Genomic DNA, 5,288 nt, shown 5'->3' with positions numbered 1-5,288 from the left:
AACCAGAGTGATTCAAAAATCCGAAAAAACTTATCGATTCTATACATTTATAGCGGAAAATGTTGGTTTTATTCAAGCCTTTAAGAAGTAACGATAGGATCTTGATAAAGAGTCTGTTTTAAACAGACTTTTTATTTTAATTTTGACATACAAAAAAAGCTTGGTTTGATCCAAGCTTTCTTTGTGATTTTATTCAAGTATTAACGGTTATAGAACTCAACTACCAACAATTCATTGATTGGCTGAGCAGTGAATAATTCGTTACGTTCTGGATAACGAACATAAGTTCCTTTTTTGTTTTCTGCATCAACTTCAACGAATGCAACTCGAGTAGTAGCAGCTTCTAAAGCTTCTGCAACAACTGACATGTTTTTATCGCGTTCACGAACTTCGATAACGGTTCCAGGTTTAACCTGATAACTTGGGATATCTACTTTCTTTCCGTTAACTAAGATATGACCATGGTTCACCAGCTGACGTGCTCCACGACGAGTACGGGCAAATCCCATGCGATAAACAAGGTTATCCAAACGAGATTCTAACATTACTAACAAGTTTTCGCCAGAAGGTCCTGGGCGCTTGCTAGCTTTGATATAAGTGTTGTAGAACTGTTTTTCACTTAACTGGTAAGTGTGACGGATACGTTGTTTTTCTTGCAACTGAAGACCGTAGTTAGTTAGTTTTGCACGACGTGCATTACCATGCTGTCCTGGAACATAATTACGACGAGTTAGTTCTTCACCTGTTTCAAGGATTGAGAAACCAAGACGACGTGACTTTTTCCAAGTACTTCCTGTGTTTCTTGACATAAAATTCTTTTCCTCCTATTGTTTTATGCTTCATAAAACAATAACAGTACAAATCACTATAGCTTGTGTTACAAAAGATACTTTCTTACAATCAGCTCTTTGTTTACTCGTATCGCCTAGTGGCTTGTAACGCATTTTCCATAGCTTTGTATGCTGCTATCAATTTATGCTCTAGTATCATAACAGAGCAAAAACGCAAAATCAAGAACTTGAATTAAATTTTAGTGCAAGAATGAATAAGTTTTGCTATAATAGACTCGGTATGCGGGAGGTGCACTATGGAAAGTGTTGTTAACTTTTTTAATTCAATCGTTTCAGTGGTTACAACGCACTTATCAACTGAAATGTTAATTTATATTTCTATTGCCATATTATTATTGATTTTGATTTGGATCATCACAAGAACAATTCGTTCTCGTAAGGCAAACAAACGTATCAATGATCTAGAACTGGAAGTTAATGAAATTCGCAACAATTCATTACAATATAAGTTCAATAAAGCTTCAGCTTTTGCAAGAGTCAATGATGATATAATGGAACGTGTTAAAAATTTAACTCCAAAATATAAGACATGTGTAGACAGTGTGGTTGATTGTGAAACATTGTTTACTGAAGCAGATGATTATCTAGCAGGACATAGAATTAAAAAGGCAATGCGTTCTATGGATGAATTAGAAACAGTGATTGATGAAACAAAAGAAAGAATTCGAATTGTAACACAATCTCTGGATCATATTTTGAAAAAAGAAACGGAAGTTCGTGAACAGGCCAATGCTTTAAAAGAACGCTATGGTAATGTTAAAAAAGTTTACAATGATAATCGTTCTTCTTATTACAGTGCTGCAGAATATATTGATAATGCATTGAATGTGATTGAAGACGAATTCTCAAACTTTGAAGAATGGATGTTTGCCAGTGAGTTCAATAAGGCAAAAGAGGAACAGGAAAAAATTTCTAAGATGGTAGATGATATCAGCTCTAAGATTGCTGCCTGCCCAGGATATTATGAGAAGGCAAAAGTGGTCTTGCCACGTGCCTTAGAAGAAGTAAAGGCAACTATGAAACAGATGGAGCTTGAAAAAATTGATTTGAGCTATCTTGAACCAGAGCAAAAAATCAATGCGATTGAAAATGCATTGGAAAAAACTATATCTTTATTGGATACTGGAAATTTTGATCAGGCAAGTGATGCGCTTGATGAAATCGGAGATCATATCCTTGCTTTGCAGGATGATATCTTAAATGAAAAGCATGCATATGATGAAATTCATGGAAATCTAGAAGAAACATTAAGTGTTGTTGATCAGATTGAAGTAGAATTAAAAGAAATCGTTAATTTGTATACAAACATTAAAGATCGCTTTGGATTGGAAGATTGGACACAGCGCTTCATGTTAGCGAATGAACAACTAACATCTTTAAAGAAAAAGCGTGATTCAATTGTTAATTTATTAAAGAATGATGAACAGACTAGTGTTGAATTAGTTCATCAGTATCGTGAATACACACAGGAAGTTGAAGAGTTCCATGCTCAGGTCAAAGACATGAAACAAAAACTTGTGGGAGCTTCTAGTGATGAATCAAGAGCAAAGAAACAATTGATCAAATTACAGTTGATCTTAAATGAAGTTCGTTTAAGCGCCATGACACGTCATTTACCAAGTATTTCTTCTTCTTTTAATGAAGATATTAAAGAGGGGGAACGCTTGATTTCTCGTGTACGTGTTGTACTTGAACATTCACCATTAGATGTTCAAACTTTGAATGCTGATTTACAGGATGCGATTGATTTTGTTTATCGTCTTTACAACAATGCTAATAATTTGATCGGTGTTGCAATCATGGTTGAAAATGCAATTGTATTTGGTAATAGATTCCGTTCATCTCATCCGGCAATTGACTCCGATTTAACACGTGCTGAATTGTGTTTTCAGAATGGTGAATATACTAGAGCATTAAAAATTGCGATCCAGTCAATTGAGAATATGCATCCTGGTGTTTATGAAAAACTTGTTGCCCGCAAAGATCCTGCGGTCATGAATGTGGCTCAGTAATATGATTTATTTTGACAATTCTTCAACGACCTCTGTGCGCCCAGAGGTCCTTGATGTATATACAAAACTTTTAAAAGATACATATGGAAACCCAGATAGTCTTCATGCTTTAGGGCGTAGATCACATCAATTATTAGAAAAAAGCCGTGCGAATATCGCACAGCTTTTGCATGTAAATCCTTCTGAAATTATTTTTACAGGATGCGCCAGTGAATCCAATTCTTTAGCTATCATTGGCTATGCTTTGGCAAATGAACATCGAGGCCATCATATTCTTACTAGCAATGTGGAGCATGCAAGTGTCGCACATTCAATGGAGTTTTTGAAGCGCTTTGGTTTTGAAATTGAGGAGTTGAAGATTAACGAGCAGGGAATCGTTACACCTGAAACCGTTAAAAATCACATGCGTAAAGATACAATTCTGGTATCGATCATGCATGTAAATAATGAAGTTGGATCAATCAACCCAATCAAAGAGATTGAAAAGATCGTACACTCAAATCCTATTTGTGCATTTCATGTGGATTGTGTTCAAAGTTTTTCGAAGATTGATGTTCCTTTTGAAATTTTGGATATGGCTACGATTTCTGCACACAAGATCCATGGATTAAAAGGTAGCGCTTTATTGATGAAGAAAAATAAGATTCAATTGGTGCCTTTGATTCAAGGTGGCCAGCAGGAACAAGGGTTACGTGGCGGTACTGAAAATGCTCCAGCTAATATTGTCTTGGCAAAAACAATTCGCTTAGCACTAGAAGAACAGGAAGCTGGATATAAACATGTTAAAGAAATCAATGAATACATTCGAAAAGAAATCATGAAGATTCCTAATACACAAATCAATTCGCCAGATGATGCGATTCCTTATATACTAAATATTTCATTGGATATGATTACAAGTGAAGTATTGTTAAATGCTTTAGATAAAAAAGGAATCTGTGTCTCGGCTAAAAGTACATGTTCATCGCATTCAAGCAATGCCAGCAGTGTTTTATTAGCTATGAACAAGACTCAAAAGAGTGCTACCCATATGATTCGCTTATCTTTTGATAAGAACAACACATTAGAAGAAGCAAAACAGTTTATCAAAGCATGTAAGGAGATAGTAAAAGAATATGGATTATCGTTATGATCATATCTTGATTCGTTATGGCGAGTTAAGTTTAAAAGGAAAAAATCGAAACAGTTTTATCAAACAGTTAATGGTTAATGTAAAAAAAGCATTAAAGTCTTTTGAAACTCTAGAATTTGAACGCCAGCATGATCGTATGTATATTTACCTTCATGATGAAAATGCCGAACAAGTAAGTGAAGTATTAAAAAAGGTATTTGGTATTTCTTCTTTCTCACTTGCAATCAAAACAAAACCAGATATGGATGAAATCATTCAGGCTTGTCTTGATTCGCAGGATTTAGATGCTTGCAAAACTTTTAAAGTAGCAGCTAGAAGAAGTGATAAAACTTTCCCAATTATTTCAGATCAAATGAATCGTTTGGTCGCAACAGCAATTTTAAAGAATAGCAATTGGAAAGTGGATGTACATAATCCAGATGTTAAAGTTGTTGTAGAAGTTCATAAAGATGCTGCCTATATTATGACAGACCGTATTGAAGGGGCTGGAGGATATCCGGTTGGTGTAGGCGGAAAGGCAATGGTTTTATTAAGTGGAGGTATTGATTCTCCTGTTGCAAGTTATTTGATGATGAAACGTGGGACGCATATCGAATGCATTCATTATGCTTCTCCACCATATACATCACAAAATGCACAGGATAAAGTCATGGAACTTGCTCAGCAGATTTGTGGATATCAGGGCGATCTGCTAGTTCATGTTGTACCTTTTACCAATCTCCAGCTGGCAATCTATCAACATGCAGATGAGAGTTATGCGATTACATTGATGCGTAGAATGATGATGCGTATCGCAACAGGACTGGCTGAAAAACGTCATGCTCAGGCAATCGCAACCGGAGAATCTATTGGTCAGGTAGCCAGCCAAACACTTGAGAGCATGCAGGCAATCAACGAAGTAACGAGCACACCAATTATTCGTCCTGTTGTATGTATGGATAAGGTAGAAATTATTGATCTTGCGAAAAAAATAGGAACATATGAAACATCAATTTTACCTTATGAAGATTGTTGTACTATCTTTACACCAAAAAATCCTGTTACAAAGCCAAAGATTGATCGTTGTAAAAAATATGAAGATCGTTTTGATTTTGAAACCATGGTCAATGACTGTATTGAAAATGTTGAATCTATTTGGATCCATCCTAAAAAAGAAGATAAGGCAGAGGAAGAACTCTTCTAATCTTCTTTTTTTCTTTTATTTTTTTCTTTCTTATTGTAGAATATTCGGGTAATGAGGCCGTGGTGGAATAGGCAGACACGCTACTTTGAGGGGGTAGTGGGGTATCCCGT

The 5,288-nt window shown here is 35.6% G+C and carries 4 protein-coding genes; 3 read left to right on the top strand and 1 reads right to left on the bottom strand.

Annotated features, from left to right (window positions below):
• Positions 1 to 200: 200 nt before the first annotated feature.
• Positions 201 to 809 carry a 30S ribosomal protein S4 gene (gene rpsD / locus HMPREF0367_RS09780; protein WP_015536047.1) on the bottom strand — a complete coding sequence of 203 codons (609 nt, stop codon included), beginning with the start codon at positions 807 to 809 and terminating at the stop codon, positions 201 to 203.
• Positions 810 to 1,087: 278 nt separating this feature from the next.
• On the opposite strand from rpsD, the gene HMPREF0367_RS09775 reads away from it, so the two are divergent.
• From HMPREF0367_RS09775 to thiI, 3 genes are read left to right on the top strand one after another with little or no spacing between them, the layout of a single operon-like run.
• Positions 1,088 to 2,863 carry a septation ring formation regulator EzrA gene (locus tag HMPREF0367_RS09775; protein ID WP_035403814.1) on the top strand — a complete coding sequence of 592 codons (1,776 nt, stop codon included), beginning with the start codon at positions 1,088 to 1,090 and terminating at the stop codon, positions 2,861 to 2,863.
• A gap of 1 nt (position 2,864) precedes the next feature.
• The gene (locus tag HMPREF0367_RS09770; protein ID WP_035403812.1) at positions 2,865 to 3,995 is read left to right on the top strand and encodes a cysteine desulfurase family protein; all 1,131 of its coding nucleotides are present in this window, start codon (positions 2,865 to 2,867) and stop codon (positions 3,993 to 3,995) included.
• Positions 3,979 to 5,178 carry a tRNA uracil 4-sulfurtransferase ThiI gene (thiI, locus tag HMPREF0367_RS09765; protein WP_035403810.1) on the top strand — a complete coding sequence of 400 codons (1,200 nt, stop codon included), beginning with the start codon at positions 3,979 to 3,981 and terminating at the stop codon, positions 5,176 to 5,178. The genes HMPREF0367_RS09770 and thiI overlap by 17 nt, the downstream gene beginning before the upstream one ends.
• The last annotated feature ends 110 nt before the right edge of the window (positions 5,179 to 5,288 follow it).

Source organism: Faecalitalea cylindroides ATCC 27803 (assembly GCF_000469305.1).
In the GTDB taxonomy this organism is placed as follows: Bacteria; Bacillota_I; Bacilli_A; order Erysipelotrichales; family Erysipelotrichaceae; genus Faecalitalea; species Faecalitalea cylindroides.
The sequence above is the reverse complement of the archived record's forward strand: the minus strand, read 5'-3'. Positions and strand labels throughout refer to the sequence as shown.